The 25,123-nt window shown below is 67.7% G+C and carries 28 protein-coding genes and 1 tRNA gene; 5 read left to right on the top strand and 24 right to left on the bottom strand.

Features of this window, described 5'->3' with window-relative positions:
* Window positions 1-62 precede the first annotated feature (62 nt).
* Window positions 63-335 carry an HAH_0734 family protein gene (locus P1L40_RS03245; protein WP_284009876.1) on the top strand — a complete coding sequence of 91 codons (273 nt, stop codon included), beginning with the start codon at window positions 63-65 and terminating at the stop codon, window positions 333-335.
* On the opposite strand, the gene P1L40_RS03250 is transcribed toward P1L40_RS03245, so the two are convergent.
* Window positions 332-2,656: a DUF2298 domain-containing protein gene (locus tag P1L40_RS03250; protein ID WP_284009877.1), complete on the bottom strand. Its 2,325-nt coding sequence runs from the start codon at window positions 2,654-2,656 to the stop codon at window positions 332-334. The two genes, P1L40_RS03245 and P1L40_RS03250, sit on opposite strands and share 4 nt — an antisense overlap.
* Before the next feature lie 96 nt (window positions 2,657-2,752).
* Between P1L40_RS03250 and P1L40_RS03255 the strand changes: the two genes are divergently transcribed.
* From P1L40_RS03255 to P1L40_RS03270, 4 genes are all read left to right on the top strand, one after another.
* A complete protein-coding gene (locus P1L40_RS03255; protein WP_284009878.1) occupies window positions 2,753-3,520 on the top strand; it encodes a glycosyltransferase in 768 nt (255 codons plus the stop codon).
* Entirely contained in the window at window positions 3,517-3,996 is a 480-nt protein-coding gene (locus tag P1L40_RS03260) for a GtrA family protein (RefSeq protein WP_284009879.1), read from the top strand. The genes P1L40_RS03255 and P1L40_RS03260 overlap by 4 nt, the downstream gene beginning before the upstream one ends.
* A gap of 68 nt (window positions 3,997-4,064) precedes the next feature.
* Window positions 4,065-4,139: transfer RNA gene (locus P1L40_RS03265), tRNA-Met, on the top strand.
* A 314-nt stretch (window positions 4,140-4,453) separates the two neighbouring features.
* Complete coding sequence (locus P1L40_RS03270; protein WP_284009880.1) at window positions 4,454-4,867, top strand: hypothetical protein; 414 nt, start codon at window positions 4,454-4,456, stop codon at window positions 4,865-4,867.
* 16 nt (window positions 4,868-4,883) lie between these two features.
* On the opposite strand, the gene hpt is transcribed toward P1L40_RS03270, so the two are convergent.
* The 23 genes from hpt to P1L40_RS03385 all read right to left on the bottom strand — a co-directional run bounded on the left by hpt (window position 4,884) and on the right by P1L40_RS03385 (window position 24,593).
* Window positions 4,884-5,453, bottom strand: a complete 570-nt coding sequence (gene hpt / locus P1L40_RS03275; protein WP_284009881.1) for a hypoxanthine/guanine phosphoribosyltransferase — start codon at window positions 5,451-5,453, stop codon at window positions 4,884-4,886.
* Between the two features lie 44 nt (window positions 5,454-5,497).
* Window positions 5,498-7,366, bottom strand: coding sequence for a hypothetical protein (locus tag P1L40_RS03280; protein ID WP_284009882.1), 1,869 nt, complete (start codon window positions 7,364-7,366; stop codon window positions 5,498-5,500).
* Complete coding sequence (locus P1L40_RS03285; protein ID WP_284009883.1) at window positions 7,363-7,848, bottom strand: hypothetical protein; 486 nt, start codon at window positions 7,846-7,848, stop codon at window positions 7,363-7,365. Before P1L40_RS03285 ends, P1L40_RS03280 begins: the two co-directional genes overlap by 4 nt.
* 84 nt (window positions 7,849-7,932) lie before the next feature.
* Window positions 7,933-8,394, bottom strand: coding sequence for a type IV pilin domain-containing protein (locus P1L40_RS03290; RefSeq protein WP_284009884.1), 462 nt, complete (start codon window positions 8,392-8,394; stop codon window positions 7,933-7,935).
* A 433-nt stretch (window positions 8,395-8,827) separates the two neighbouring features.
* On the bottom strand, window positions 8,828-9,337 hold the full coding sequence (locus P1L40_RS03295) for a type IV pilin domain-containing protein (RefSeq protein ID WP_284009885.1): 510 nt from the start codon (window positions 9,335-9,337) through the stop codon (window positions 8,828-8,830).
* Between the two features lie 169 nt (window positions 9,338-9,506).
* Window positions 9,507-10,079 (bottom strand): DUF7344 domain-containing protein, encoded by a 573-nt coding sequence (locus P1L40_RS03300; RefSeq protein WP_284009886.1) that lies wholly within the window; start codon window positions 10,077-10,079, stop codon window positions 9,507-9,509.
* Between the two features lie 118 nt (window positions 10,080-10,197).
* On the bottom strand, window positions 10,198-10,698 hold the full coding sequence (locus tag P1L40_RS03305; protein WP_336402178.1) for a type IV pilin N-terminal domain-containing protein: 501 nt from the start codon (window positions 10,696-10,698) through the stop codon (window positions 10,198-10,200).
* Between the two features lie 103 nt (window positions 10,699-10,801).
* Complete coding sequence (locus tag P1L40_RS03310) at window positions 10,802-12,598, bottom strand: Na(+)/H(+) antiporter subunit D (protein WP_284009887.1); 1,797 nt, start codon at window positions 12,596-12,598, stop codon at window positions 10,802-10,804.
* Complete coding sequence (locus P1L40_RS03315) at window positions 12,598-14,262, bottom strand: cation:proton antiporter (RefSeq protein ID WP_284009888.1); 1,665 nt, start codon at window positions 14,260-14,262, stop codon at window positions 12,598-12,600. The genes P1L40_RS03310 and P1L40_RS03315 overlap by 1 nt, the downstream gene beginning before the upstream one ends.
* Window positions 14,259-15,737 carry a monovalent cation/H+ antiporter subunit D family protein gene (locus tag P1L40_RS03320; protein ID WP_284009889.1) on the bottom strand — a complete coding sequence of 493 codons (1,479 nt, stop codon included), beginning with the start codon at window positions 15,735-15,737 and terminating at the stop codon, window positions 14,259-14,261. The genes P1L40_RS03315 and P1L40_RS03320 overlap by 4 nt, the downstream gene beginning before the upstream one ends.
* Complete coding sequence (locus P1L40_RS03325; RefSeq protein ID WP_284009890.1) at window positions 15,730-16,101, bottom strand: cation:proton antiporter subunit C; 372 nt, start codon at window positions 16,099-16,101, stop codon at window positions 15,730-15,732. Before P1L40_RS03325 ends, P1L40_RS03320 begins: the two co-directional genes overlap by 8 nt.
* Window positions 16,098-16,574 (bottom strand): Na(+)/H(+) antiporter subunit B, encoded by a 477-nt coding sequence (locus P1L40_RS03330; protein ID WP_284009891.1) that lies wholly within the window; start codon window positions 16,572-16,574, stop codon window positions 16,098-16,100. Before P1L40_RS03330 ends, P1L40_RS03325 begins: the two co-directional genes overlap by 4 nt.
* Window positions 16,571-17,110, bottom strand: a complete 540-nt coding sequence (locus P1L40_RS03335) for a DUF4040 domain-containing protein (RefSeq protein WP_284009892.1) — start codon at window positions 17,108-17,110, stop codon at window positions 16,571-16,573. The genes P1L40_RS03330 and P1L40_RS03335 overlap by 4 nt, the downstream gene beginning before the upstream one ends.
* Window positions 17,107-17,427, bottom strand: coding sequence for a monovalent cation/H(+) antiporter subunit G (mnhG, locus tag P1L40_RS03340; RefSeq protein ID WP_284009893.1), 321 nt, complete (start codon window positions 17,425-17,427; stop codon window positions 17,107-17,109). Before mnhG ends, P1L40_RS03335 begins: the two co-directional genes overlap by 4 nt.
* A complete protein-coding gene (locus tag P1L40_RS03345; protein ID WP_284009894.1) occupies window positions 17,424-17,699 on the bottom strand; it encodes a cation:proton antiporter in 276 nt (91 codons plus the stop codon). The genes mnhG and P1L40_RS03345 overlap by 4 nt, the downstream gene beginning before the upstream one ends.
* The gene (locus P1L40_RS03350; protein WP_284009895.1) at window positions 17,692-18,771 is read right to left on the bottom strand and encodes a monovalent cation/H+ antiporter subunit E; all 1,080 of its coding nucleotides are present in this window, start codon (window positions 18,769-18,771) and stop codon (window positions 17,692-17,694) included. Before P1L40_RS03350 ends, P1L40_RS03345 begins: the two co-directional genes overlap by 8 nt.
* Before the next feature lie 105 nt (window positions 18,772-18,876).
* Window positions 18,877-20,034 carry a bifunctional phosphopantothenoylcysteine decarboxylase/phosphopantothenate--cysteine ligase CoaBC gene (gene coaBC, locus P1L40_RS03355; RefSeq protein ID WP_284009896.1) on the bottom strand — a complete coding sequence of 386 codons (1,158 nt, stop codon included), beginning with the start codon at window positions 20,032-20,034 and terminating at the stop codon, window positions 18,877-18,879.
* Between the two features lie 52 nt (window positions 20,035-20,086).
* Complete coding sequence (locus P1L40_RS03360) at window positions 20,087-20,659, bottom strand: SprT-like domain-containing protein (RefSeq protein ID WP_284009897.1); 573 nt, start codon at window positions 20,657-20,659, stop codon at window positions 20,087-20,089.
* 12 nt (window positions 20,660-20,671) lie between these two features.
* Window positions 20,672-21,439 (bottom strand): Nif3-like dinuclear metal center hexameric protein, encoded by a 768-nt coding sequence (locus P1L40_RS03365; protein WP_284009898.1) that lies wholly within the window; start codon window positions 21,437-21,439, stop codon window positions 20,672-20,674.
* Between the two features lie 35 nt (window positions 21,440-21,474).
* Window positions 21,475-22,236 carry a RodZ family helix-turn-helix domain-containing protein gene (locus P1L40_RS03370; protein WP_284009899.1) on the bottom strand — a complete coding sequence of 254 codons (762 nt, stop codon included), beginning with the start codon at window positions 22,234-22,236 and terminating at the stop codon, window positions 21,475-21,477.
* Between the two features lie 43 nt (window positions 22,237-22,279).
* Window positions 22,280-23,092 carry an agmatinase gene (gene speB, locus P1L40_RS03375; RefSeq protein WP_284009900.1) on the bottom strand — a complete coding sequence of 271 codons (813 nt, stop codon included), beginning with the start codon at window positions 23,090-23,092 and terminating at the stop codon, window positions 22,280-22,282.
* 6 nt (window positions 23,093-23,098) lie between these two features.
* The gene (locus P1L40_RS03380; protein ID WP_284009901.1) at window positions 23,099-23,479 is read right to left on the bottom strand and encodes a translation initiation factor IF-5A; all 381 of its coding nucleotides are present in this window, start codon (window positions 23,477-23,479) and stop codon (window positions 23,099-23,101) included.
* Between the two features lie 52 nt (window positions 23,480-23,531).
* Entirely contained in the window at window positions 23,532-24,593 is a 1,062-nt protein-coding gene (locus tag P1L40_RS03385) for a M48 family metalloprotease (protein ID WP_284009902.1), read from the bottom strand.
* Between the last annotated feature and the right edge of the window lie 530 nt (window positions 24,594-25,123).

Genomic DNA, 25,123 nt, shown 5'->3' on the forward strand with positions numbered 1-25,123 from the left:
AGGTAGACGGCGCCGGGGGCTCCTTCGAAGTCACTAAGTACGCCGTTTACAAAGGGCCAGGCATGAAGAAACTCATCGTCCACGGGGACGCCGGCTTCCGGAAGGGCGGCCGCATCGAGTACGACGACGAGGAGTACGAGGTGTTCGCCGTCGCTCGACAGGGCGAGTGGCACGGTCCCGACCGCCCCCAGCTGTGGTGTACGGTGGGCAAGGCCCACGAGGAGGAGACGTTCAAGAAGCAGGACTACATCCCGATGCACCTAGATACCGAGGACATCGACGCCGAAGCAGTCACCGTCATCCGCGAGAAGGCACCGCCCAGCGCCGAGAGCTAACGGTCCTGGTCGACGCGATAGATCGTCACGCCGCCGGTTTCTTTCGCCACCGTCGCACCCGGGAGTTCCCCGATAGTCACCGTTCCGTAGCGGTTGCGCTCGGCCGGCCCGACGTAGACGTACGTGACATTGTACTTCGAGACGAGCCGTTGCTGTGCGCTCCGGTTGCCCGTGTAGATCGTCTCGACATCGCTGACCCGCTGCTGATAGACCGTGTTGTTCCGGTACTGCGCTTCGTGGTACCACCCCGCGACCGTCGGGAGGCCGGTCAGGCTCGCCGGCGCGCTGGCGCCCTTCCCGTCGGCCGGTGCCCACTGGTAGCCCGCCGGGGCGGCGGTGACGATGGTCGGCTGGCCCTCCCGGTCGTCCAGCCAGCGGATCGCCGCCGCCTCCTGGGGGTGGGCGTCGTCGACGTACGCCCGCCCGTTCAGCGTCAGCTCGCCGGCCCGGTCGGCGTGGTTCGACAGCGCGAACGCGCCGTACAGCGAGGTGGAGACGACCAGCAGCGCGACGAACGCTCGCACGCCGATGGCAGCGCCGGTTCGTGCCCGGGCCGAAGACGGCCACGCGGGTCGCCAGCGGACCAGGAGCCAGCACAACACGGGGCCGACGGCGACCCCCCAGAGGATCCACACCTGCATGTAGGTCTTGAACACGGTGTTCATCCGGCCGATGTTCTCCCGGACGAAGACGAACTCGACGAGCAGGACGAGGCCCGCCCCAGCCAGGATCAGCACGGCTTCAAAGCCGACGGGGCGGTCCCCGCCGTCGGCCAGCGCGGGGACGCCGTCGAACCGCTCGGAGAGCGTCGGCCCGCGGGCCAGCAGCCAGGCGCCCACGAGCAGTGGGCCGATCAGGCCGACGGCAGCGATGTCGAGGGCCGCCGCGCCGGCGACGACGCCGACGGCGGCAGCGGCCGCCGCCAGCCGCGACCGGGCGTCCGACAGCGTCCCCGCGACGCGGGCGAACAGGTACAGCCCGAACGGGAGCACGAACGGGCCGTGAACCGCAAGCAGTTCCACGAGCGAACTCCGGTCGGGCAGGATCGCCAGTTCGCGACCGCTGGCCGGGCCGAGCCAGAACGGGAGCGACCAGAGTAGCCCGAACGCGAGGACGAGCACTGCGACCGCCAGTGCCGCGCCGATACGGACGAGTTCGCCTCCGACGCCGTCGACACGGGCCTGTCGGGCGTACCGCTCGGGCAGCAACGTCGTCGGCGGTGCCGGCGCGACGGCGACGGTCAGCATCGTGAGGCCGGCCACCGACGGGAACGACCAGGTGTTCGTCACCGCGACGATGCCGCCGACCGCCGGGAGCGCGCCGAACAGGAGCGCGAGCCGACGGCGGCGTTCGGCGGCCGGAGTCTGGTAGTAGCTGAAACACAGCGCGGCCGCAAGCAGGAGAAAGCCCGTGCTCATCATGTGGGCGTGGAGGTCGCCGTTGAGCCAGGAGAACAGCGGAAACTCGTCGATGACGGGCGCGATCGCGGGTTCGTATGCCGCGAAGTCGGCCGGGTCGTCCTGGATCACGCGGCTCGCGTCCCAGTAACTGAACGACGCCGGGCCGGCCGCAAGCCCGCCGAGTTCGCCCCCCGCCGCGTCCACGAGCGGCCCGGAGAGCGAGCCGGGCAAGAGCCAGACGAGGAACTTCGCCGGCGTCGAGAGGTTGCTGGCGAACCCGACGAAGAACGCAGCGAGGCCGGCCGAGAGTCGGCGCGGGAGGTCGCGGTCGGCGGCGACTGCCCCGGCGAGCCCGTAGGCAGCGGTCACGAGCGTGGCGTAGAACCCGGCCAGCGCGAGGTTGTAGGCGTACTCGCCGGCGGTGCCGGTCAGCCGGGCGAGCGTCGCGGCCAGGAGGTGACCGCCGTAGTAGTACGCGACCGGTTCGCCCGCGAACCACATGTCTTCGGGCGGGATCGTCTCGGCCCGCAGGAGCGACTGCAGGAGTCCGAAGTCGAGGAACTTCTCGCCCCCGATGGGGACGATCCCGGGATCGACGGCCCGGATCCAGACGACGAACAGGAACGCGAGCGAGAAGACAGCGGCCACCTCCGCGTAGGTCCGACCGTCGACGGCCCACCCGCGGTAGGTCGCGGCGACGGTCACCGCGAGCAGGACGGCGAGTCCGAGCCAGACGCCCACCGTCAGGGAGAGCCGGCCGACGACGTAGACGACGAGCCACAGGACCGAGAGCGCGACCGGAACGCCGAACGCGGTCCCCTCGTCGGCAAAGCGCGGGAACAGGGCCGTCGCGGCCGTCGCCCCCGCATAGAGCAAGAGGAGATACAGGGCGAGCCACGTGGCGACGAGCGCAAACTCCATCAGTGGTGTGGCCGCGACCCGGGAGTATACGTCTTTTGCACGAGGCCGAGGTGCGCTCCGAACCGTTTTTACTCACCCGAATCGCACGATACCACAATGTCGCCGACCGTCGGTGTCGTCGTCCCCGCCTACCGGCCCGACGTAGCCCAGCTCCGGCGCTACGTCCAGGCGATCGACGACACGCTCTCGCCGACGACGATCCTGGTCGAACTCGACGCTCCGAAACGCGGCGTCCCGGAACGGCTCGCAGACCTCCCCGCCCGCGTCGAATCGGTCCCCTACCGCCGCGGGAAAGGCGCGGCGATCACCGCCGGCTTCGAGCGGCTGGAGACCGACATCCTCGTGTTCGCCGACGCCGACGGCTCGACGCCGGTCGAGTCGCTCCAGGCAGTCGTCGATCCCGTACTGGACGGGTCGGCGGACCTCTCCGTCGGGTCGCGGCGTCACCCGGACGCGACCGTCGCCAGCCACCAGACCCGCGCCCGCCGGTTCCTCGGTGACGGGTTCGCCTGGCTGGCCGGCCAGCTGCTCAGCGTCCGGCTGTACGACTACCAGTGCGGTGCGAAAGCGATCGACGCCGACGCCTGGGAGCGCGTGCGTGCCCACCTCTACGAACCGGGGTTCGCCTGGGATGTCGAACTGGTGGCGATGGCGGGTGCGCTCGATCAGCGCGTGACGGAGGTGCCGATCGAGTGGGAGGACAAACCCGGCTCGACAGTCTCGCCGGTTCGGACCTCGGTCGCTCTGTTTCGCGCGCTGCTCGCCGCCCGCCACCGCGCGAAACAGCTCCGGGATAGCACGCTCCACACGGCGATCGCTGCCCGCCGTGAGGAACCGACCGCGCTCGTCAAACGCGACCGATGACACCGCCCGAAGACCGTCTCCGTCAGGCCGTCCCCGACAGGTTCGAGTCGCTCGTCTCGGGCGTGCGGTTCGGCCAGTTCGTCTCGGTCGGCGTCGTCGGCGCAGCGTGTGACACTACCGTCCTGCTCGTCCTGACCGAGGTGTTCGGCGTCCTCCCAGAACTGGCGACGCTCGCGGGGATCGAGACGGCGATCCTGGTCATGTTCGCGATCAACGAGCGCTGGACCTTCGCCGACGAGGGGGACCCGGAGTCGCTGCCGCGGCGCTTGCTCCGCTCACACGTCGTCCGTGCCGGCGGCTCGACGACGCAGTTTCTCGTCTTCGTCGTCATCTACCGGTTACTGTTCGTCCCCCTGTCTGTCGCCGGGATCGACCTCTGGATTCTCGTCGCCAAGGGAGGCGGGATCGGGCTCGGGATGCTCGTCAACTACGTCTTCGAGAGCATCTTCACCTGGCAGGTCCATCACGAGGAGTAGCGCGTCACGAACTCACGGACGGCAGGTGAATCACAACCCTTAATGAGGGGCCTCGGTTACGAGGAAGTAGCGGGATGGGATAGCCAGGAGATTCCGGCGGGCTCATAACCCGCAGATCGGTAGTTCAAATCTACCTCCCGCTATATTCTGTCGCTCACAACATCGTGAGCGACGAATTCGTATGGAGAAGATTCGAACCCTGCCAGACAGAGCGAACGAAGTGAGCGGCCGTCTGGCTTCGGTTCAAATCTACCTCCCGCTATACGTTTGCTGCGAACGATTCCGTGAGCAGTAAATTCCGAACGGGTCGTTCGAACGAGAGAACACTGAGCGGCGGCGACGCGGTCGAGAACACCACCGGGTCGTTGTTACCACGCGAGAGAGCAGGGCGGCGCGGACCGGACAACGGTCGAGCGGGCAGAAGACTCACGTGTGAGACGGAACAGTGTCCGGGCGTATGGAGACGACAGCGACCGACCCGGGTCGCTCGACGGCCACGCGGCGTGGATTCCTGGCCGCGGTGGGTGCTGGCGCCGTGGCAGGCTGTGCGGGCATCGATAGCGGGCCGGAGGGTGAAGGAGACACCGTCGAGATAATCCCGGTAAACGAGAGCGAGGACCCAGTGACGCTGGCGGTCAGGGTCGAAGACGCCGACGGCGAGGCGCTCATGAGTCGGGTCTACGACCTGCCGGCAGGGCACGCCGACGAGTCGGAAGGGGTCGACACGCCGCCGGCGACGGTCGTCGCGTTCACGCAGGACGGTCGCTCGAACGAGTGGGCCTACGAGCCCCGTCCCGACTTGGACTGTCCGGGACAGGATGTCGGGATCAGGGTGTCGGCCGACGGTATCGAACCGTGGTACAGCTGTTGAGCGGTCGGCCGCCCGCTCAGCCGTCGCCGTTCTCGTCGACGACGACGACTTCGCCGTCCTCGACGGTGACGTTGATGAGCGTCTTGGCGTCGTAGCCGGCCTCGTCGAGTTTGTTCGGCCCGTCCTCTTTCTTGATGACGCAGACGACATCGCAGATGTCGGCGCCGATGTCCTCCAGCGCGCCGGTCAGCGCCGCGAGCGTGCCGCCCGTCGAGAGCACGTCGTCGAGCACGAGGACGCGGTCGCCCTCGTACACGTCGTTGACGTACATCTCGCTCTCGGAGTAGCCGGTGACCTGCGAGAGCGACACTTCGCCGTCGAGGCCGTACTGTCGCTTGCGGACGACCACGAGGGGGATGTCGGTCATCAGCGAGACCGCGGTCGAGAGGTGGATACCCATGGCGGCGGGCGTGACGATCTTGTCGACGCCGTCGATCTCGGCTTTGCGGATGATCTTGATGACTATCTCCCGGAGGAGTTCGGGGCGCAACATCGGCACGCCGTCGCTGATCGGGTGGACGAAGTAGTGGTAGCCGTCCTTCTCGATGATCGGTGCCTCAAGCAACGACGCTTTCAGCTTGTCCATGTCGACGGTACTCCGAGGCCGTACAAAAGTTCTCCGTCAGCGGGTCAGAACAGTTCCAGCAGTTGCCCGACGAAACGAACGATCGGGAGCGCGTGGCTGTTCCCGAGCGCGTAGTATTCGAGGACGGTCAGCCAGACGAAGATCGAGGTGACGCCGGTGGTAACACCGAGCAGGCCGGCCCCGGCACGGCCGATCCACCCGTCGCTCCGTTCGAGCAGTGCCCAGGCTCCGAGCGGGGCGGCCGTCCCCAGCGCGAGCAGCGCGTGGAACTGGAACGCTTCCCCGATCCCGTTGACCGAGAGCGCGACGACGGCCACGATCAGTTGCCCGCCGATCAGCAGCGTCGCGGCGAGCGCCCAGGCGAACGGCCGGGCGTGCCGTGAGAGCGTCTCGCGGACGGACGGCACACGGAGGAGGAGGTAGATCCCCAGCGGATACAGGACGAACAGATACCGGACCGTCACCTGTGCGTGCAGCGGAAGCCGGGAGAGATAGAGCCCGCAGACGCCCAGCGCGACCAGGACGACGTAGCTGTCGACGACTCGCGTCGCCGGGAGGACACGCTTCGGGCGTGTCAGTTCGTCCCGGCGGCGCCAGACCGCCGGAAGGAGGCCGACGGTCGCAGCGAGCAGCGGAGCCGACTCCAGCACGGCGAGGTTGACCGCCTCGGTGTTGTCGTTGTTCAGCGTCGCGGGCGCGCTCCCGGACCGGACGAACGTCAGGAACACGTCGCCGGGCCGGGAGAGGGCCGTCCTGAACCCGAGGAGCAGTTCGCCGCCGAGGAGGGTGAAGGGCCGCAGTGCCGTCGACAGCGGAGCCACCACAGAGCTACCATCGCCGGAGTTCGGGGCTGACGAACCGGTTGCCGCCTCCACGGCTGGCCCGGTGTTCCTCAGTAGCCGGGTCGGTGTCACTGGCGACCCGGTTACCAGCGTGTTCGTCACGAGGAACGGGACGAGCGCGAGCGCGGAGGCGAGCGCGATCGTCGCCAGCGCCCGGGGGCTGTTGTCGGCCGCCGTCGGAAGGTCGACTGCAGCCAGTGCGACACAGAGGAGGAGTGCCTCGGGTGCGTGGACCCAGGCGTAGAGCATCACGAGCGCGTAGGCCGACGCGCGGAACGCGGTCGAGCGACTGCCAACCCCGTCTCCGTCGGCGTCCCGACTCCGGTAGAGGCAGTACATGACCCCGACCGTCACCGTCGCCGTGAGGACGTGACGCTTCGGAACCGTCGCCCAGATCACCAGGGGTGACCCCAGGACGTACATCGTCGCGCCGGCAACTGCGATCCGGGGGCCGTCGACGCGACGGAGGAGGCGATAGAGGACGACGGCGCCGAACGCGGCGACCGTCAGGTGGAACAGTTGGAGGGCGTAGAGCTCTGTCGCCCCATCGTCGACCGGTGTCGCGAGGAGGACGTTCACGCCGAACACACCGAGGACGAGGACGCTGCCGCCGACGACGAGACGCGGACGGTCGAGCAGTGTACCCCCCTGTGCGACGGCGCCGAGCGCGAGGAGCGCCCACAGTGCGGCGATCCCGATCCGCAGCGAGGCGACGGCACCGACCCCTTCGATCAGCGCCAGAAAGGGCAGCGAGAGGACGATCGCGCCGTAGTTCCGGGCGATCGTCCGGCCGTCGGATGCAGTGGCGCCGGGGGTATCGAGGCTCCCGCCGTAGGCGGGCTCGGTGTATCCGAGAGCGCCCTGGGAGACGGCGTGGAGCCCGTTGGCGAGCGTGTAGGTATCGGTAATGAAGATCGCAGTCCGCCAGCCGAGCACGAACAGACAGAGCGATGCCAGAAAGATCGTCAGTCCGATCCTGTCGCCGAACAGCGCGGTCGTGAGCCGTGTCCGGGCCGAGTGCTCGGCTTCGGAGCCGGCCTGCCGAGCCTGGGAAAACTCGATACTGCTCATTCGACGACCTCGACAGTCGTGTTCTGTGTAGCGACGCGTGAGCGACCATCAGTGTCTTCGATCCAGACCGACAGCCGCGCGTCGAACGCTGTCCGCTCGTCCGGAAGCTCCGCCAGAGAGTCGGACCGGAGCGTGGCTTCGTACCGAGTGCCCGTGTCGGGGGACAGGAAATGGGTCGTCCCGCGGGAGTAGTTCAGCGCAGGAATTTCGATCTTGTAGGTGAGCACCGGCGCGCCGTCGAACGTCCCGAACCGGACCGTCGCCGGCGGAACGACCAGATAGTCGCTCTCGGAGCCGAACCCGCCCCGCTCGATCGTCGCCCGCTCGGGGAACTCGACGCTGGCGACGGTGGCGGTGCCCTCGCCGTAGGCCGGTTGCTGTGCGTTCGTCAGCGAGAGACCGGGGACCAACGGCCCGGAGACGAGCGCCGTGACCACGACGAGTGCCCCGACGGCGACGACGACCCCACGCGTGGCGTCCATCGTTACACTCCATTACGAGGACGGAAATAAACCCATCGCGGCGCTGTCGCTCTCCGATTGAAAAATACGAGAAGCGGCAGTCAGTTACGCGTTCGGCCCGGAGTCCTGCCCGAGGGTCGCGGAACTGTCACCTTCGGCCGCTTCGTAGACGATCCGGATGTCGTAGGTGCCGTCGGGAGCCGAACCAACTGAACCCGAAGTTCCGTCGATGGTAATACCCTGCCCGGCACTCACTTCAGTGATACTACTGAGGTCACTCCAAGCCGCGTCGACATTCGTCCCCGAGGCGACCTGCCCACGCACGTACAGTTCACTCGCCTGGATGGTGTCACCACCGTCGTGGGTGACACTCAGTGAGTTCGGGCTGCCGGTGTCGTAGTCGAACGAGAAACTCGCCTGCGGCGTCGCGCTCTGTGTCTGGTCGCCCAGTCCAAGCACGAACGAGGCGATGACTGCCGCCAGGATGACCGTGATCGCGACCATCAGGATGACCCCGATGACCGGTGAGACCGCGTCGTCGTCGTTGAACAGTTGTTTCAGATCCATTGTTGGTGGACACACCGGCTGTGTCGTCTGCGAGCGGCACTGTTCCGATAGGACGGGACAGGCGCCGGCTTCGCGTCGGTGTGCTGTCTCAGGGCAATGCGAGGGACCGTCTTATACCCGTATTACGTTTTAGCGGGTCAAGAACAGCCTGAACCCGAATCAAGACGGTGCTGACCGGCACGAGATTCCGGCACAGCCAGCGAAATACTGCGGCACGAGGGCGGTGCAGTCGAAGTCCGGTTTTCATCGGTGATAATTGGCCGGGTGAGACAGTCAGTATCGCAGTTATACAGCGTGGTCGGCGAGCGGCGCTCCCCTTCACACTCGTTCCGAACCACTGACACAGCCAGTCAGTGCTGGCGTCCGCCGATCGACAGCACCGCGCCTCGATGATCGGTGCGACTGCACGAACGCGGTGAAAGACGGATCGAGGTCAGTTCGCTTCGGGACCGGAATCCCGCCCGAGCGTCGCGGACGTGTCTCCCTCCGGGGGTTCGTAGACGACGCGGACGTTGTACGCGTCCGTGACGCCGGCGTTGATCGAGTTCCCCGCCGCGATTTCGGTCTGCCCACCGACGGCGGTGTCCCAGTCGTCGTCCGCGTTGGTGTCGTCGATGTCGACCGAGTTAGTTGCCGGGGCGCTCCAACTGGACGACGTGTCGACCCAACCGCTCCCGCGGAGGTAGATGCTCGCCCCGGAGAGGGTGTCACCGCCGTCGTGAGTGATCTCCAAGACACCCTCGTCGGCGCTGCTGCCCGAGACATCTTCCTCGAAGTCGAACGTGAAGCTCGCCTGTGGTGTCGTTCGCTGCTGCTGGTCCCCCAACCCGAGGACGAACGACGCGGTGACCGCCGCCAGGATGACGGTGATCGCGACCATCAGGATGACTCCGATGACCGGCGACACCGCGTCGTCGTCGGTGAACAGTTGTTTCAGATCCATAGTGTTGCCTGCGCACACGCAGTTGTTCGAGCACCGCCCCACCCTATCGAGGCATCTCTCAGGCTCGGAAGTAGCGTGTTAGTACTCGCTATGCACAGGCCCCACTTATATCCCACTGTTCAGTGTGAAATTTACCTGGAGAGCGCTTCGAAGCTACGTCGACACCGCGCTACCGGTTTTCGCGCTGGTTCGACATGTACTCGCTGAGGGTCATCTCCCGACCGGCGTACGTGTGGTAGCCGGCCGAGAGCGCGAACACGACGGTAATCAGCGTCGTCCAGACCAGCGGCGGGATGAGTGTGAACGGATACACGCCGACCCAGAGGACGGTCACCACTGCGAGACTGACGGCGCTCAGCGAGAGGTAGTACTCTCGCCAGGGAAACTCACCGGCCGAGACGATCTCCAGATACACCGTTAGCTCCTGGGTCTGTGGAGTGGTCGAGATGAGGTTGTCGTCGCTGTCGTACTCGACGATTCCTGCCTCGTCCAGCCGTGGGAGGTGTGTTTGCTGGAGTGTCGTGTACACTCGTTTGCGCTGTGCGCTGGAGACATCGGTGGACTCACAGTCGTACTCCATCGCTGCGACGTGGGACGCCAGGTCGCCGAGGTCGACAGGTCCCCGGTTCTCCCGGAGGTACTGGAGCGTGTGCCGTCGGCGCTCGTTCTGGAGCACGTCGAAGATCTCGCCTTTCGAGAGCGAGTCGTCAGCGTCGCGCATCTGCATCGCCTGGTTGCTCATCTATATGCCTCCCCGCTGCCCTGTCCCGAGGCTCCCATCGTAGAAGGTAGATGGTGAGTCGATGATAATAACGGTACGGATGTCCCGGCCAGATGACGACGCCGGGGGTCAGTCCCAATTATGCGTTCGGACCGGTCCACCGGCCGAGGGTCGCAGAGTTGCCGCCGTCACTGGACTGGTAGACGATTCGGACAGTGTCGCCGGAGCCGACCTGAGTGGATACGCTCGTCCCGGCTCTAACTTCACTAGTTTGTCCTAAACCGCTATTGCTATTATTCACCTGGTCCCAGCTGCCAGTATAGGTGTTAGTGCCAGTCGCAGTCGAGCCACGGAGGAAGAGCTCGGACGCGACGATCGAGTCACCGCCGTCGTGGACGACCGTCAACGACCCATCGCCGTTACCGTTGCCTGCGCCAGCCTCGTAGTCGAAGCTAAACGTGGCCTGTGGAGCCGTGTTGCTGACCTGGTCACCGAGACCGAGGACGAACGTTGCGATCACTGCGGCGAGGATGACGGTAATCGCGACCATCAGGATGACACCGATGACCGGGGACACCGCATTGTCGTCGTCGAAGAGTTGTTTGAGTTTCATGAGTTGCGCCTTGTCCGGCACGCGCACGAGGAGAAGTCGGCCACTACCGACTGCTCTCACGGCGACGCGCTTACGGGACAATTGGTATCACCGTATATAAATGTACAGGAGTAACTATCGGAATTGAGAATTACCCCAGCGCCAGCAGCGCGAGGGCGACGAAAACGACGAGTACGAGGATGCTGAATCCGATTCCCGCGCGGAGTGGATGGGAGCTCTCGTCCGGTCCAACCTGATTGTTCCACAGTTTCTGGGCGGCTTCGTTCGGTTCCCTGACAATATCTCCCAGGGCAACCGTGCCGCGGACGACCGCCCGGTCGACGGCGGCGTAGAGATCGGTCACGCCGACCACCAGCGCCCGGGTGGCGTAGAAGATACCAGGGTTGTACAGCGAGTCGATGTCCGGGACGCGCCCGAGACGGCTCAGCGGGCGCTTGGTGACGACAAAGCCGATCAGGCCGGCGACCGCCAACGCGACTCCTTCGACGATGTGGTCGACGGTGTAGGTGGTGTAGACGTGCGAGACGACGTTCCCGTCGGTCACGTCGAAGGGGAGGATCGCGAACAGGGCGCTGTCGAAGACGCCGTAGGCGACACAGAGCGCGGCGACCGACAGCATCGCGACGGTCTGGCCGCGGTTGGCGTCTGCGACGCTGCCGTCGTAGTCGCCGTGGAAGAACGCGTAGTAGCCGAACTTGATGAACGACATGAACGTGCCGACGCCACCGAGGTAGAGCAGCCACTCGAGGGTACCAAAGCCGGCGACCGGGAGCGGCCCCTTGGCGAAGTCGTAGTGGCTCCCGGCGATGACGATCCCCTTGCTGACGAAGCCGTTGAACCCGGGGAACCCGGCGATCGAGAGCGCCGCCACAGTGAACGCCGCGGCGGTGATCGGCATCTCGCGAGCGAGGCCGCCGAGTTTCTTCAGGCTCTCCTGGCCGGTGCGGTAGACGACGACACCGGCGGTCATGAACAGCAGTCCCTTGTAGAGGATGTGATTGAAGACGTGGGCGAAGGCGCCGGCCTGGGACAGCGCCGTCCCGATGCCGACGCCGGCGACCATGTAGCCGACCTGGGACTGGATGTGGTAGGAGAGCAGGCGGCGCATGTCGTTCTGGAACAGCGCGAACGTGGCGCCGAAGACGGCCATCCCGCCGCCCATGTAGGCGATGGCCTCGTTGCCGGCGGGGAAGGCCCGGTACATCCCGTAGACGCCGGTCTTGGTCGTGAACACACAGAGGAAGACGCTGGCGGCGATGTGTGGGCGCGGGTAGGTGTCGGGCAGCCAGGCGTGCAGACCGATGAATCCGACGTTGACCCCGATCCCGACGGCGGCCAGCGCCGCGGGGAGTCCGGGCGTGATCCCGACCGTCTCCGGGCCGCCGGGGACCGAGCCAAAGAGGAAGGTCCCCTTCGCGACGTAGGTCTGGAGGATCGCGGCCATCAGGAGCGTCCCGCCGATGCCGTGCAACAGCGCGTAGCGGAAGCCGGCGCGGACCGCCTTGCCGCCGTAGTGCCACACGAGCAGCGTGCTCGTGACGGCCATCAGTTCCCAGAAAAAGAGGAGCGTGAGCCAGTCGCCGGCGAAGACGGCGCCGTAGCTCGTCGCCACGTACGAGAGCGCGAAGCCTGTCTGGATTCCCTCGGCTTCGCTCGCGTAAGAGTACAGCACGGCCGCGACGCCGATGATCCCGAAGATCAGCCCCATCAGCCGGGAGAACTCGTCGACGTTGAACAGCACCGCCTTGAAGCCCAGGAACGTCGTCTGGAGGTGTGCCCCCGCGGGAACGACCCAGGTCCAGGCGACCGCTGCGCCCGACGCCAGCACGCCCAGCGCGTGGCCGCTCCGGCGCGGCAACAGCGCGACCAGGATCGCCACCGGGAGTAAGAGTGCGACCGGCGGGAGAGCCGTCAGAGGAGTCGCCATCAGGCGACCACCCCCGGGAGGTTCCCGACGACGGTCGTCACGACTCGCAGGAACACCGCCTGGTTGGGGACGATCCCGAGCACGAGCGACAGCGTCGCGGCGGTGAGGATCGGCCCCAGCATGAACCACGTGCTCTCGCCGCCACGCCAGTTCCGAACGTCCCAGCCGCCGGCGGGCGGGCCGCCGTGGTGTTCCACGTCCTCGTGGCGCTTGCCGAGGTGGTCGACGTGTTCCGGGTTGGGAACGTCCACGTCGGCGTGGTGGTCACCGCCGTCCGTGCGGACGGAGGTGCCGCCGAGGGCGGCCTCGATGAGCGGCTTCTCGTCGTGTTCTTCGGGCGATTCGAAGAACGCCTGGTAGACGATGGGCCAGAAGTACGCGATGTTGAGCACGCCCGAGACGAGCAGTGCGGCCGCGAAGACCGACCCACCGCCGTCCAGCGCGCCGATGACGAGATACCACTTGCTGACGAAGCCGGCGACCAGCGGGATGCCGGCCATCCCCGCCGCGGCGACCCCGAAAGCGGTCATCGTCAGGGGCATCCGTGCACCGATCCCGGCCATGTCGCTGATGTCGTCGGTGTGCGTCTCGACGTGGATCGCACCCGCACAGAAGAAGAGTGTGAGCTTCATGAAGGCGTGAGCGGGGATGTGGAGCAGGCCGCCGATCAGGGCGTCCCCTTCCAGCAAAGCGAGTCCCAGCACGATATAGGAAAGTTGACTGATCGTCGAGTACGCCAGCCGGCGCTTGAGGTTGTCCTGGCGCAGGGCGATGACGCTCGCGGTCAACAGCGTGAACGCGGCGACGGCCGCGAGCGGGAGGTCGACACCGAGGTCGGCCATCAGGCCCGTGCCGAACACGTCCAGGACGACCCGTGCGACGCCGAAGACACCGCTCTTGACGACCGCGACGGCGTGGAGCAGCCCCGACACCGGCGTCGGCGCGACCATGGCGTCGGGCAGCCAGGAGTGGGCCGGCATCAGCGCCGCCTTCACGCCGAATCCGGCCGCCAGCAGCGCGAACGCGGCGCGAGCCAGCGTCGGGTCGGCGCCGGCCAGCGCCTCGATACCGCCGGGCGTGAACGCCGTCGTCCCCGTCAGGAAGAAGACGAGGATCGATCCCCCGAGGACGGCGACACCGCCGCCGAAGGTGTACGCGAGGTACTTCCGGCCGGCGCGTCGAGCCTCGTCGGTCTCGTCGTGGGTCACCAGCGGGTACGTCGAGACCGTCAGTAGTTCGTAGAAGACGAACAGCGTCACGAGGTTCGCCGCGAACGCGACACCGATCGCGGAGGCCAGGCTCGCCGCGAAGGAGGCGAAGTAGCGCGTCTGTGCGTGTTCGGCCAGCCCGCGCATGTAGCCGATGCTGTAGAAACTGGTGACGATCCACAGCAGACTCGCCAGCAGTCCGAAGAGGATCGCGAGCGCGTCGACCCGCAACGCGAGCGTGATGCCGGGACCGAACTGGCCGATCGTGAACGTGAACCGGTCGCCGGCCAGGACGGCCGGGACCATGCTCGCGACGATGGCGAACTTCGTCAGCGCGACGGTGATCGTGACGCCCTCGCGGACGTTCGGGCGGCGCTTCAGCGAGAGGATCACCGGGATGGCGACCGCCGAGACGAGCACTGCGAGCAGTGGTCTGAGTGATGTAATGTCGGTCATGGGTTCAGTAGCGGCGGGAGCGTGTCGATCAGCGTCTGTTCGAGCGTCGGCACCAGTGCGGTCAGCGCCACCGCGAGGACGGCGGTGACGACGACGACGGCGAGCATCCCCGGCGAGACGGCACTTCCGCCGTCGGCGATGGCCTGTTCCTCCTGGATGGTCGGTTCGGCGAAGTAGAGCCGCTCGACCAGGCGGGCGAAGTACGCGAGCGTCAGCAACGTACTCGCCAGCAGGACGACGACGACCGGCCAGATACCGGCCTCGACGGCGCCGACGACGATGTACCACTTGCCGACGAAGCCGACCGCCGGCGGGACGCCCACCATCGCCAGCGCCAGGACGGCGAACCCGCCGGCACCGATCGGCGACCGCTCGGCCATCCCGGCGTAGCCGTTGACCGCCGACGCGCCGGTGTCACGCTCGATGACGCCCGTCGCGGCGAACAGCCCGCCTTTCATCACCGCGTGACCCAGCAGGTGGACCGTCGCGCCGACGACCGCCGTGGGAGTAGCGATGGCGAACCCGGCGACGACGAGGCCGAACTGGGACACCGAGGAGTACGCGAGCATCCGCTGGACGCTGTCCTGGGAGACGGCCAGGGCGCTGCCGGCGACGATGCTCACCGACGCCAGCCCCACGAGCGTCCAGCGGGCGGCCGGGACCGCGGTCAGGAACTCGACGGTGAAGACCGAGAACATGACCCGGGCGAGCGCGTAAGCCGACACCGTCGAGACGAGCGCCGAGATGAGCGCGCTCACGGTGTCGGGCGCGTTGTCGTAGGCGTCGGGCTGCCAGGTGTGCAGCGGGAACAGCGCCACCTTCACGACCAGCCCGCCGATCATCAGCCCGAAGGCGGTCACGACGAGCGTCGAGTCGTAACCGACCGCCGCGAGTTTGTCCGCGAGGTCGGCCATGTTCAGCGTCCCCGTCGCGGCAAGCGCGTAGCCGACGCCAAGCAGGTACAGCGAGGCCCCGACGGTCCCGATGATGAGGTACTTCAGCGCCGCGACGGCGGCGCTGGCCTCCCGTCCGCTGGCGACAAGGCCGTAGGCGGCCAGTCCGGTGATCTCCAGAAATACGTAGAGGTTGAACGCGTCGCCGGTGACGGTCATCCCGGTGAGGCCGGTCACCAGCAGGAGATACTGGCTGTAGAAGGTGTTCGCGTGGGGGCCGGCGCGGCGTGCGTACGCGAGCAGACCCAGCGCGACGAGACTGACGAGGAGGACGACCGACGCCGAGAGCCCGTCGACGACGAGTTCGATCCCGTAGGGGGCGACGAAGCCGCCGACGACGTAGCTGACGGTCCCCTCGGTGACGACGGTCACGGCCAACCACACCGCCAGCGCGGCGTGTGCGGTGAGCGTGACCGCGGCGACCGGCCAGCCGGCCCGGTCCGAGAGCAGACTGGCGACCAGCGGGACGGCGCCGCCGACGATGGGCAGGACGACCAACAGCGCAGGAACGTGTTCAATCATAGTAGAGCTGTTTCAGCGTGTCTTCGTCCAGCGTACCGTACTCGGAGTAGATGCGAATTATCAGCGCCAGCGCCACTGCGGTGAGGCTCACGCCGACGACGATGGCCGTCAGGATGAGGACGTGGGGCAGCGGGCTGACGTACGGGCCGGCGCCCTCCTGGACCACCGGCGGGCTCGCGCCCGCTCGGTAGGCCAGCGTGATGAAAAACAGGAAGATCCCCGTCTGGAAGATGTTCATGCCGATGACCTTCTTGACGAGGTTGCTCGACTCGACGAGCATGTACAGCCCGATGCCCAGCAGCAACATCACCGCGTAGTAATTGTAGTGGCTCGTCAGCAGGTCGACCTGGAGCGGGCCGATCATCGCTCGCCCTCCCGTGGCTGGTCGGCGACGTGGCCAAAGCCCGCGGCCAGCAGGAAAAAGAGGCCGATCGCCACGCTGGCGACGATGGCGCCGATCCCCAGTTCGACCAGTTCGATGCCGTACTTGCTGGCTTTCTTCGTGATGAAGAGGTACTCGGTGTACTCCAGGAAGGTCCCGCCCAGCGCGATCGAGCCCAGCCCGATCGTCGCGAACGTGAGGATCCCGCCTGACGCGAGCGCGACGACGATCCGAATGTCCACCCAGTTACGGACCGACTCGATCCCGTAGGCGAACGCGAGCATCATCACCACTGAGCCGGCGATGACACCGCCCTGGAAGCCGCCGCCCGGCGAGTCCGCGCCGTGGAACATCACGAACAGCGCGAACGTCAGCACGAACGGCGCGACCACGCGGACGGTGGTCATGATGATCGTACTCTCGACGTACAGCCCGGGTTCGTTGTCGACGCTCATGCGAACACCTCCTGTCTGAGGACCGACAGCGCGGCGATACCGGCGACGAAGACGACGACGGCCTCGCCGAGCGTGTCGAACCCGCGGTACGCGGCCAGGACGGCCGTCACGGCGTTTTTGACCCCGGTCTGGTCGTAGGCGTTCTCGATGTAGTACTGGGTCACCTCGCCGCCCGCCACCGGCGCGCTCGGATCGCCGATGGCCGGCAGCGCCGGCACCGTCGCGGCCATCACGACGACGAAGACCCCGACGCCCAGCAGCGTCCGGAGCCCGACGGGTTCGAGCAGGCGGTCCTCGTCGGGCCGGACTGTGTTGGCGAGCGCGAGCAGGAAGAGGATCGTCATGATCCCGGCGCCGACGGCCGCCTCGGTCAGACCCACGTCGGGGGCCTGCAGGACGAGCCAGATGATCGAGATGCCGAGGCTGTAGGCCGCAAACGCCATCACGGCGGCCAGCACGTCCTTGAGCATCGCGGTCCCGACCGCACACGCGAGGACGAACCCGATCAGGGCGATCTCGACGGCGGTCGGCGTCATGGCTCTCCCTCCCCGTCGTCTGCCGTCCAGGGCTCGATCCCCTGGTCCTGTGCCGCCCGGGCGATCGCGTGGGCCGCCGTCGGGTTCGTCAGGAACATGAACACGAGCAGGAAGACGGCCTTGATCGTCGAGAGGTCGGTCTGGAGGACGATGGCGACGGCGCCGATCGAGAGGACCGCCCCCAGGGTGTCGCTCTTGGAGGCCGCATGTGCGCGGGTGTAGACATCCGGGAGGCGAACGATCCCGAGCGCGGCTACGAGGCCGAAGAAGGCCCCGAGGACGCCCAGCGCGACGGCCGCCCACTCGATCGGCGTCACAGCACACCCCCCTGTTCGACGTTGAACTTCGAGAACGCGATCGAGAGCAGGAAGTTCAACAGGGCGTAGACCAGCGCCACGTCCAGGAACACCGGTTCGTCGAGCGCCGCCGCGACTAGCGAGATAGCGATGACGGTGTTGGTCCCGGCCACGTTGACGGCGATGACCCGATCGTGGGTCGTCGGGCCGGCGAAGACCCGGTACAGCGCGACCCCGGCGAAGACGACGAACGCGCCGGCGAGCACCACGAAGACCGTCCCGATGTCAGTCATCGCCGGCCACCTCCTCGTCGGTGGATTGGCCGTCCGGCCGGCCGCCGTCGCCCCGCTCACGCGGCGACGGGATCGCGGCCGCCTCCCGGCCGTAGAAGACGAACCGGACGGCCCGTTCGAGGCCGCCGTCGAACAGGTCCTCCCGGGAACCGCCGGTCAGCGAGTGGATGTCGAACGCGCGGTCGGAGACGCTGACGGTGAGTGTCCCCGGTGTGAGCGTGATGCTGTTGGCCAGCGTCGTCACCGCGGCGTCACCCCAGACCGCGGCTCGGAGTTCGACGATCTCCGGGTCGATCGGGAGCGACGGGTGGAGGACGACGTAGGCGATCTGGAAGTTCGCGAGCGCGATCTCCCAGAGGAGATAGGGGATGTACAGCAGAAGCCGGGCGAGTTGGACCGGGAGTCGCGTCACGGACGGCTGCTGGCTGAACGTGATCGGGGCGAGCAGAAGCGTCACCAGCGTCGCGGTGACCGCCCCGGTGAAGAAATCGAAGGGCGTGTACGCGCTCAGGAGCATGTAGAACACGTACGACGCCCCAAACAGCGTCAGGTACTTCGGGAGCGACGCCGCTCTGGCGAGGACGGTCTGCTGGGCACGCCGCTCGACCGGTGCGCGTTCGATCTCGAACTCGCCGCGGGAGAGTTCGACCTCCAGCGGGCGCAACATCGGTGCCGCTCCGCCGGGCCGGTACTCCGGGTCGAGGACGACTGTGTCGATACCGTGTTCGGCCCCGTACTCGACGAGAGTGTCGGCGTAGTCGCCCGGACTGAAGAGGTACCGGTCGGCGCCCAGCACCTCCTCGGTGATGGTGAGCCAGCCCGGTGGCTCGGTGCCGAGGTCCTCCTCGATCCAGACATCGACTCGGTCTAGCAGTTCGGTCGCCTCCCCCAGTTCCGTCGGGGCGTCGGGATCGAGTGCCCGCGTGCTGGCGACGACGACGAAGTGGAGTTCGACCGACCGTCCCTCGTCCGCGGCCGCCTGCGCCTGTTCGACCGCGTACGCGACGGTGTTCCGGACGGTCTCGGAGTCGGCGACCGGGACCAGCAGACGGCGTGCGTCAGATACGGTCACGATAGTTCCTTGAAAATCCTGATTTTGTGTGTCTGACGAGCGCTACTGTCGTTACCCCTCTCGAACAACGGGACACGCAAAACTATTTCGCAATCCGTCGGACGATTATCCGAGGACGGCGGCCAGTTCGTCCGCGACCCGCAGTCCGAGTCCGGTCTTGTCGCCGACGTACTCGGCTGCGCTGTCCGCGTCGACCAGCAGCGCACGGGTCTCCGTGGCCCCCATCACGCTCGCGTCGTTGGCGACGACGAAGGCGAGATCGACCCGGTCACGCAGCGCCCGGGCACGCTCGACGAGTCGGTCGTCGTCGCCCTCGGTCTCGACCTTGAACCCGACGATCGGGAGCGACGGGTGGTCCGCCCGAACCGTGTCGATGAGCTTCGGCGTCGGTGTCAGTTCCAGCGTCAGGTCCGTCTGGCCGCTGCTGATCTTCTCCGGGGCGGTCTCGACGGTGTAGTCCGAGATCGCGGCCGCGGAGACCACGGCGTCGGCATCTTCCGCAAGATCGGCGACGGCGGCGGTCATCTCGGCCGCGCTCTCGACGCGCTCGACGGTCGCGTAGGGGACTTCGGGACCGTTCTGAACGAGGGTGACCTCGGCACCACGGACGTAGCAGGCCCGCGCCACCGCGCGGCCGGTCCGGCCCGACGCGCGGTTCGAGAGGGTGCGCAGCGGGTCGACCGACTCGGTCGTCGCGCCGGCCGTGACGACGACGTGCTCGCCGTCCAGCGGTCGGTCGGCGGCCGCGCGGGCGACGCCCGTGACGATCGCCGCCTCGGTGGCGATCTTCGCTTTCCCTTCCTCGACGCGAGGGTCGACGAACTCGACGCCCCAGGACTGCACCCGGTCGATCGCGTCCAGCACGCCGGGGTGGTCGTACATGGGTTCGTGCATCGCCGGCGCGACGACGACCGGCAGGCCCGCCCCGAGCGCCGTCGTCGCACACGTCGTCACCGGCGTGTCGTCGACGGCCGCGGCGACTTTCCCGACCGTGTTGGCGGTCGCCGGCGCGAGCACGAGCACGTCGCCCCACCCCTCCCGACCGCAGAGTTCGACGTGTTCCACCGAGCCCGTGATCTCGGTGACCACGTCGTGGTCGGTGGCGAACTCCAGTGCCCAGGGGTGGACGATCCCCCGCGCGCTGTCGGTCATCACGGCCCGAACGTTCGCGCCCTCCCGGCGGAGTTCGTGGGCGAGTTCGACCGTCTTCACGGCCGCGATGGAGCCCGAGACCCCGAGGACGACGTTGACTCCCTCAAGCATACGCCGTCGTTGGCGCCCGCGGGGTAAAAGGCCACCCGGAGCAGGCTGGCGGTCAGTCCGGGCCACGAGCGAGGACGAGCGCGGCCCCACAGCAGTCCGAGCGATACTGTTCGCGTTCGCGGACGAGCTTACAGTCCCGGTATCGGCGAGCGACGAGGCCGTCACAGTCCCCGCAGGTCAGGACGTACTTCGGGTCCGCGAAGGCCGGACAGTGCACGTCGGTGTCGAGGTCGGCGGCCCGCTCGCGGAACGCCGGCCCGTGGCCGGTCGTACCCGCGTGCTGGTACTGCTCGACGTGGATCAGTTCGTGGCGCAGCGTCGCCGCCCACTCGCTCCGGTCGAACGCCTCGAAGGCCGCCCGCGTCAGCGACACCGTACACGGCAGCGGCCGCCCGTCGCTCCCGGACACGTGGTCCCAGTCGTAGGGCGTCCCGACGGTCGCGTCGGGAAGCCGGGGCCGTTTGACCGCGGCCGCCCGGCGCTTGGCCCGCGTCGATATCTCCCAGTCGACCAGGTCGAACCGCACGTCGACACCGCGCTCCCGACGGACCTGCCGACAGTACTCCCGGGACCAGGCGAGCAGGTCTTCGTCGGTCGCGATGGCGTCGTACTCCGGCGCGGACATCGGCGCCACTCCCTACAGCCCGGTCGGGCAGTCGACGAACGTCGTCGTCGGTCCCCACTCCTCGATCCGGGCGGCGAGCGACCGGACGCCGAAGGTCTCGGTGGCGTAGTGACCCGCGAGCGCGACGTTGAGCCCCGCCTCGCGGGCCTCGTGGTAGGCCTGCTGTTTGCCCTCGCCCGTTATCAAGAGGTCCGCGCCCGTCTCGACGGCCTCGTCGAGCCAGTCGACGCCGCTGCCCGTGACGATAGCGACCTCCTCGACGCGGTCGGGGCCGAAATCGAGGAGCTGGACCGGCTGGCCGCCCGTGTCAAGCGACGACTCCAGCGTCCCCGTGATCTCTTCGACGGGACGCGGATCGGCGAGCGTCCCGGCCTGGCCGATGTACTCCGGCCCCATCGAGCCGAACGGACGGCGGTCGGTCAGTTCCAGCAGGTCCGCGAGGCCGGCCGCGTTCCCGAGGTCCTGGTGGCCGTCTAGCGGGAGGTGGGCGACGTACAGCGCCAGGTCGTTCCCGATCAGCGGCGCGACCCGGTCGTAGGTCCGGCCGGTGACCCGCTCGACGCTCCCCCAGACGATGCCGTGGTGGGTGACCAGCAGGTCCGCGCCGGCCTCGCTGGCCCGTTCGATGGTCTCGGCGGCTGCGTCGACCGCTACTGCGACGTGGTCGACCGCGCGGTCGTCGGGGCCGACCTGGAGCCCGTTCGGGCTCGCGTCGATGTCGGCGTAGTCCTCGATAGCCAGTCGCTCGTCGAGTCGCGCGGCGATGTCGCCTGTCTCCATAGCCGGGCGTTGTCCCGCCCCGCTCGTAGACCTTGCTACTCCGGTGCGACGAGTTGCCCCTCGCGCTCGGCGATCAGGTCCCGCTCGATGGCGGCGTCGACGATTGTGTCGAACTCGTCGGGCTGGATCTCGTAGGCGTTGACCGCGACGGCCTGGATCTCCGCCCGATCGACCGGGAGTTCGCGGTTCTGGAGGAGGCGCATCACCTTGTTGTACTCCAGACGAGTGAGCCCCTGGCTGTCGTCGGCCTGCTCGTCCGGGTCATCGTCGTCCTCGGAGCGGTCGGACTCGCCGTCTGCTGTCGAGGCGGCTCGGTCCGGGTCGGACGTGCCGTCTCCGTTCTCGGTCCCGTTCCCGGACGGGGCAGTCGCGGGCCGCTGCTCGCTGGCGTCTTCGGCGTCGGGGTGCTGTTCGGGGCCGGAGGCGGGCGAGGGGGCCGAGTCGCCGTCCGGAGTCGGTGTGTCGTCGGTATCGGCCTCGCTGGCGTCGCTGAGCTCCATCGGGTCCGGCTGTGGCTCCATGCCGGACTCGTCGAGCATCCCCGTGAGGTCCTCGTCGTCGGCGGCGCTGGGGAGCGTCGCGGCGTCGCCGGCGACCCCGTCGCTGGCCTCGCTCTCGCCGGCCGCGGCGACGACCGGCTCCAGGATCGTCGCGAGTTTGCGCCGGCAGGTCGGACAGAGCACGACGGTCCGGTCGTCGCCGCCAGCGGGTCGAAGCGCCCGCGGGACGACCGGGTACTCGGAGAGCGAGGCGTCCAGTGCGACACCGCAGAAGTAACACGACGAGAGGCGGTCCATATCTCGGCATACACCCCCGCGGTCTTAAAACGGGGCGCAGTACTCAGTCCCCGGCGCGCCCGTCCGCGTGGGCGAAGACGAACGCACGGAGGAGCTTCGCGGCCAGCGTCGCGGCCTGGCCGTCGTCGCGGTCGTTGACCTCGACGGCGTCGAACCCCACTGCGTGTGGCGCGACCGCCCGAACGGTGTCGTGCATCGTCGGCGGGTCGAGCCCGAACGGTTCCGGCGTCCCCGTGCCGGGTGCGAACCCGGGGTCGGCGGCGTCGATGTCCACCGAGAGGTAGGCCCGCTCGCCCGCGAGCGACGGCGTCCAGTCGGGCACCTCCGCCGGCGGGACGACCGTCACGTCCGCCGCTGTCGCTCGGTCCCACTCGGCTTCGCTGCCGGTTCGGGCGCCCAGAACCACTGCCCGGTCGGCGACCGAGAGGGCGTGGCGTGTGACCGTCGCGTGCGAGAGCGTGTCGCCGGCATAGGACTCCCGGAGGTCCAGATGGGCGTCGAGACAGACGAACACGTCCGGGTCGAGCGCGCGGACGGCGGCGACGGTGACGGTGTGTTCGCCGCCCATCAGGAGCGGGACGACACTCTCGTCTGCGAGGTCGGAGACCGTTCCTTCGAGGAAAGTCAGATACTCGTCGGTGTCGGCCGTCGGACCGATGTCGCCGTAGTCGAAGACGGCCAGGTCGGTGAACTGCCGGCCGGTGTGGTGGTCGTAGTCGTCGAACTGCTCGGAGAACTCGCGGAGCCGGCGCGGACCGAAACGCGCCCCGGGCCGAAACGAAGTCGAAACGTCCAGCGGCGCCCCGACGACGGCGTAGTCGGCACGGTCGCGGTCGGCGTTCGCACCGGGAAACATGCGGCGTTACGTGCGCGTGATCTTGCGCTGGTCCTCGTATTCGAGGTATTCGATCTCGTCGTCGGGGTTGAGCGCGACATCGTCGGGCATCAGCATCGTGAACGTCTCGTACGTTTCGAGGTCCATGACCTGCGCGTCGTCGCCGTCGACGGAGACGACCTGCCCCTGCTTTCGGTCGATGATCGGGACCCAGACCTTCGCGTCGACGGGCTGGGAGAGCGAACGCTTCTTGCCGTCGAAGACGCCCCGGGCGTCGATTCGGGCCTTCGCACTGCCGTGTTTGCCCGGCTTGGCCGTGCTGTAGGAGTCGATCTTACACGGCGTGTCCTCGATCATCACGTAGCTACCTTCGTCGAGCTCGCGAACTTCGGTCTGCTCTCTTGCCATACGGCCGGGTTACCCCTGTTGTGGCATAAACGGTTTGGAATGGGGCGCCCCGTCAGCGACCGACCTCGATCGAGCGGAGGCGGTCGATTCGGTCGGCCGTCGGCGGGTGCGATCGCGTCTCGACGTGGAATCGGTCGGTTCTGGTCCCGGTCTGGAAGCCGCCGGCGAGGAAACAGAGCCCACGAACGCCCTCGTACGCCTGTCGCTTGTCCGTCTCGGGCGTCACCGCGATCTCGCTGTCCAGCGTCTCCAGAGCGGTGACCAGCGCGGCCGGGTCGCCGGTCAACAGCGCGGCGCTCCGGTCGGCCGCGTACTCGCGGTACTTCGAGAGCGAGCGGCTCAGGACGACGACAGGTGCGGTGAACACGCCGAGCAGGACGCCGCCGAGAACGACCGTGATGCCGGCAAGCACGGCGAACCCGGCGGTAAAGGCGAGGCTCCCGACCGGTGCGGCCAGGAACCGGGCGCTCAGGACGTACGCACCACACAGGGCGAGCGCACCGACGACGAGTTTGCTCCCGCGCTTCCCGGGGAGCGTGTCGTCCAGTAGTCCGTGTTCGCCGTTAGTCAGCGCCGGCAGGAAGCTGGCGAGGGTCATCACCGTCGCGTCGCGGTTCTTGATGTGCATGAGCTCGTGGGCCAGCACGGCGTCGAGTTCGTCGCCGGAGAGCGTCTCCAGCAGGCCGTCGCTGACGACCAGCGTGGCGCTGTTGATGGTGCCGACGGCGAAGCTGTTGGGGACCGCGGAGTCCGCGACCGCGATCGTCGGGGGCCGCATGTCGGCGAGCTGTGCGAGCCGGTGGACGCGTTCGCTCAGGTCGGGATACTCCCGTTGGGACACTTCCCGTGCGTCGACTTTGTTGAGTGTTCGCGCGCGGGTGTACCGGAGCTGCCCCCAGACGAACAGCGACAGCGCCGGCAGCAGGATGGCCAGCCACCACGCGGCCTGGGCCGACAGCGCGCCGAAGGGCAACGTCCCGGCGACGGCGTCGCGGAGGGGGGCGAGCCACGGCGTCAGGAGGTACGCGGCCGTCGCGACCACCGCGAGGTCGACGACCAGCAGGAGCGCGAGCGTCAGCAGGATCCGTCGGTTGAGGTGGGTATCTCTCCCCATAGGGCGTGTAGAATCTAGCTGTCAGTGAATGAAAATAGTTCTGGTGGTCGGTCGGCGAGCGTCGAAGTAATGACAATATTTTATATTCGTTGGCAAGAACTGTGTAACAGTGCCTTCCAGTCTCATCCGCGCCGCCCTCGCCCTCCTCTGTGCCGGCGCTGTGGTGTTCGGGACCGCATTGTTCCCCGCCGCGCTGGACGTGGAGCTCCAGCCGTCGGGTCCTGATACGGTCGGGTCGGACGCCACGAACCCCGCCGGGAGCCAGCCCACCGACACGGGCAGTCCGGCCACCGAAACCCCGACAGCGACGCCGACACCGACCGAGACGCCCGTCCCGCCCCCGGACGACGACACCGGTGACGTAGACCCCAACCTCGGCTGGCTCTCCCTCGTGCCGAAGCTGTTCGGCCTCGTCGTGCTGGGCGGGCTCGGCTACGTCGGGCTCGTGTTGTTCCGCGCGGCCGACATCGATGTCGGTGGCGGACTGTCGCTGGGCTGGCTCACGCTGCCGTCGCTGCCCGCCCCCGTCG

This window comes from Haloarcula pelagica (genome assembly GCF_030127105.1).
Lineage (GTDB): Archaea > Halobacteriota > Halobacteria > Halobacteriales > Haloarculaceae > Haloarcula > Haloarcula pelagica.